The sequence below is a fragment of the Peribacillus huizhouensis genome, from assembly GCF_014138605.1.
Taxonomy (GTDB): domain Bacteria; phylum Bacillota; class Bacilli; order Bacillales; family DSM-1321; genus Peribacillus; species Peribacillus huizhouensis.
In genome coordinates, this window is record NZ_JACJHX010000043.1 from 1 (window position 1) to 4,233 (window position 4,233).

A 4,233-nucleotide genomic window follows, 5' to 3' on the forward strand; every position below is an offset into this window, starting at 1 on the left:
CACTGTAATATAAATTGAACCGCCGTATACGGAACCGTACGTACGGTGGTGTGAGAGGGGAGAAAATATATAAATTATCTTCCCCCTACTCGATTTATAATTCATCTTTTAATCATTAAATGAGGTACGGTTTTGTATTCTCCTTATTAATCCAATAAACATAATTATTATTACAATATCTAAAGCAAAAACGTTTATCCAATTGTTGATATGTATTTCTAAAAAACCTTCTAAGAAAATTAATAATTCCTTTGTTATAGGATCTTTTACAATACCTAAAATAGCAACATGTGCAATTAAACCATTTACAATTATTTGAATCCACGATGTATCAGCAATTATTTCAGAAAACAAATTAATTATAATAAAAATCGTAGAAATACTTAAAAAAATCCCTATAACAATAAAAAGGATATTCGATGAAAGTTCAGCCGTAATCATAATACTATCTAAACAAATTGAAAAATCTGTTACTATAATAATCAATAACATCTGAAAAGTCGATATAGTGGGAATAGATCTTGTTTTCCTTACTTTTTTAATTGACCATGCTAATCGAATAGCAATATAGAGCATAACAATTCCTATAATTACTCGTAAACCAGGTATATCTGACAATGAATGAATAATCATTATATACAACGTTCGACTTATAGTTAAACTGATGACAATATATATAAATAATGCTTTTATTTGATAATGATACTTTCGGATCACTGCTAAAATAATTAAAATGTTATCAATGTCATTAATAACATTCATTAAATAGATCTTTAAAATATCACTCAAAATAAAATACCCCCATATAAGATATTCCTTTTTAAAAATACAGACACCTACCAAAAATATGTTCTATTCTGATAGGAGTCATTAGTTTTATGCCAGTTATGGCGAACTCCATCGCCTATTCAAATTAGTTACAATACAAGATATATTGCTTGTCACAAAAATATATCTAAATTATTAATTATTTTTAGATGTTTACAGCTATTAAAGGAGTAGCACCAGCAAAACGCAAAAAAGCCACCGTATACATGGTTTCGGAGTGTAAGGACAAAACGATAGAAATTGAGACAATTGTCTATTAAAAGGTCTTATTAAAAAATCATAATACGAAAAAACGATTCAGTAATAACATGGTTAAATTCAAAGAAATAACAAATTGCTCTTGAAGTATGAGAAAGTTTTTCTAAAAAATATTGCATAAAATCCCACTTTTTATACAGTTGCCAGGCTTCTTCAGAAGCCAAAAACGTTGATAAATCAACATTGTATAAAATCATGCATAATCGATAAAATACAGACAAGAGCCAAACCCAGTATTATCAAAGGTTTGGCTCTTTTGCAGCTTCCGAAAATTGACTTTATGGTGCGACAAGAAGTCGCATTCACACAGTGTAGCTTATGCTACTCATTTAGACACAAAGAAGATCTCCATCTGAAACTGCATGCTTGGCAACAAGTTTGTAGATTGCATGAGGAAATAAGGAAACAGAGGACAAATGTATGGTCCGGAATACTGCTAGGAGAAGACAGATATGGTGAACAAAAGTGAAGGTATGTAAGCTTCGTTAATTAGCTAGAGATAATACATAGTTTCGCTTGGGTATTGGTAAGAGGAAAAGTAGATCCATAATGCTACTGTGCTGTGTCCCACATCTTGCCCGGAGTCTTTAACAAGATTAACACCAATAGTAAGAAAAAATGGATTTTTGAAGGGGACTTCAAGAGTTGTTTTGATCTTTTGCGTCATGAATGGATAGAGAAACAAACCTCTCGTTTTTTCAGGAAAAGCACTCATTAAAAGATGGTTGAAGATGGGATATGTAGATAAACACGTGTTCTCCGAAACACAGGAAGGGAAATTACGAATAGCTTATTTTACTCTATCGAGGTAGTGTAATTTATGTTTCAGATTGGACCAAACTGTTTATTTCTCTTCACTTATAAAACATCTTTTAAACGCTGAGATACTTTTTAAAGGAATAAGAAATGAATATAGTGAGTACCCTACTTTCTAAACTCTATATGATTTAAACAAGATTACTTTATCACAAATGAGGGGAAGTCATGACATCAAATTATCCACTTGATATATCTACACGCTTTACCGTTGAGATGCGTGATGCGATTCGTACACCTAGGGGGAACGATGCAATCCACGGTTTAGTAATCAATCCACAGACCGGTGATGTAACCAATGACGCTCTTGCCGGTTATCTTAGTAGTATTAAGAAGGATCAGATTCTCGAACTTGCATACTGTGACATCATTGATAATAAAATCCAGCAGCTTCTTCTTGGATATACAGAATTCCAGAACAGATTTGCCGAAATTAGCAATACCCTTCGAAATATCGAGAATACTCTTAACGAGGTTCATCAACGCCAGGACGGAATCATCGAGTTGTTGGGTTATGTCACGGTTCCAGAATGGCAGAAGAAAGAAGAAGTTGAAAAAGGCGATGACATGGGAATGGTTAATCCAAGTGCTGAATCTCTTGGTCTTCGAGTCGAGTACATTATATTACAAGCTGATCCTAGATATGAAAATGAAGAGGTTGTCAATATCGAACCACCCCCTGGAAGTTTGGTACGGAAGGGCAGCACAGTAAAAGTGACTATAAACTTAGAAGGTTGATTGAGAAGTTGTTGCGATTCTCATATTTACTTCACCTAGCTCTTTGATATATACTCGTCATAATAATGAGGTTACGGCAAAGTTCTCGGAACTATTATCAATTAATATACCGAATGGATCTGTTTTAGATGGGAAATTATTGTGTATGGTTCTAATGGGAAACAGGAATTTGAAGCAATGATGTCCCGGTTCCAATTCAGGCGCAACTTATAGAGTGCTTTAAGTTGTTACGTTATTGATGTGCTTCAATATCAGGGTACTTGGGTTACCAGAAAACTAAAACGTCGGTTATGCTATTCAACAAACGGGCCAGATTGTTGAATAACACTGGGTGGTAAAAAAATTTACAAATGCTTATTAATCCCTCCTCGTAAATTTGTCCCTATTGGACAAAATATATTATGGGACAGTGATAGCATTTCCCAATAAAAAACGAGGGAGTGAAATAGATGGCTGATATCAACAAACGCAAACGTGATGATAACGATACTGACAAGGCAGTAGGAACTGGTGTAGGTGCTTTTACTGGGGATACCATGGCTTCTGCTCTTGATCCATTTGGTTCAGTTGCAGTAGAAGGTGCTGTTTCTGGAGGAGCGCTGGACAACAAGGCGGGGAAAGGTACCGTTGATGACGACAATCATGGCTCCAAAACAGGTGATTAGTATTAAGTAAAGTCATCCTTTAACCGAAGGGTTATGGCATGTAGTGGACTTCCTAAATGGGAATCCTTTTAGAGGGTCTTCTTATGTTTGCAAATTACAAACTTGCTTTATCTTTCGATAAAATCCGGTAGAAAATGAGTAAAGTATTTGAAAGTGCTTATCTTCAACTACCATGAAAATAAACTTCTGTAACTCCGAAAAAAGACAAAAGTCTCATTCGTTTTAAAAAAATGGAGAAAGCCACAAATCATTGATTTATGGATTAACTGGATTAAGAATCAGTATTGACGATGGTTTTCTGTCATTTTCATTTTCTGAGGTGCAGCGTTGTTTTTGTCGCTGATTGATGGCTAACGGGTGCTATCCTTGAATAAGGGTAGTGCTCTTTTACATATAAGGGCCATTTAATCGAACAACATCTTTAAAAAAACTGGCATTTATTTTGAAAGATAGATTATTTCATAAACGATATTCCGCAATCGGGCTCGATTCTTGAATAACCTAGATTTTTATACGTTTTTATTGTAATATTTTTTATTAAAGTAAAGTAGCTTACATCAAAAATTAAACAATTATATTTTTAACCACGTCCTAGATTTAGAACGTGCAAGTATGGAGGCTACATATAATGGGGTACCCTTCACTAATATTGGCTGCTCTTTATGAGTAGCCTTTTTTTGTGACCTGATGGATTATGTAGAATTTGGTGTTAATAAATTGCGAGCAGAATTAGTGAAGGATTGACCTATTAAAAGAAAAAATTGACTCTTTGGGTGATCTCTCAGCATATTTGTTGGATTAAATTAGGAGAATTGTTCTTAGGTGTATTAACTTCGGATGATACTTCAAAAGCTTCCATTTGGAGTGCGTCAAATGGTTTAAGGAACTGTTGCAGATAGTCGGTATCATGTATAGAAGGATCTAACCA

The 4,233-nt window shown here is 34.2% G+C and carries 3 protein-coding genes, 1 pseudogene and 1 riboswitch; of the genes and pseudogenes, 2 read left to right on the forward strand and 2 right to left on the reverse strand.

What is annotated here, in order from left to right; genetic code table 11:
• Nucleotides 1–108: 108 nt before the first annotated feature.
• Nucleotides 109–789 (reverse strand): TerC family protein, encoded by a 681-nt coding sequence (locus HNP81_RS23410; protein WP_182504165.1) that lies wholly within the window; start codon nucleotides 787–789, stop codon nucleotides 109–111.
• Between the two features lie 65 nt (nucleotides 790–854).
• Nucleotides 855–914, reverse strand: a riboswitch (Fluoride riboswitch).
• 1,156 nt (nucleotides 915–2,070) lie between these two features.
• On the opposite strand from HNP81_RS23410, the gene HNP81_RS23415 reads away from it, so the two are divergent.
• Complete coding sequence (locus HNP81_RS23415) at nucleotides 2,071–2,640, forward strand: PASTA domain-containing protein (RefSeq protein ID WP_182504166.1); 570 nt, start codon at nucleotides 2,071–2,073, stop codon at nucleotides 2,638–2,640.
• 449 nt (nucleotides 2,641–3,089) lie between these two features.
• Nucleotides 3,090–3,305 carry a hypothetical protein gene (locus HNP81_RS23420; RefSeq protein ID WP_182504167.1) on the forward strand — a complete coding sequence of 72 codons (216 nt, stop codon included), beginning with the start codon at nucleotides 3,090–3,092 and terminating at the stop codon, nucleotides 3,303–3,305.
• 781 nt (nucleotides 3,306–4,086) lie between these two features.
• On the opposite strand, the pseudogene HNP81_RS24180 reads toward HNP81_RS23420, so the two are convergent.
• A pseudogene (locus HNP81_RS24180) lies at nucleotides 4,087–4,233 on the reverse strand (hypothetical protein); the annotation flags it as partial.

Coding starts and splice junctions, on each gene's coding strand:
- HNP81_RS23415 (WP_182504166.1), top strand. CDS start 2,071: ATGACATCAAATTATCCACTTGATATATCTACACGCTTTACCGTTGAG.
- HNP81_RS23420 (WP_182504167.1), top strand. CDS start 3,090: ATGGCTGATATCAACAAACGCAAACGTGATGATAACGATACTGACAAG.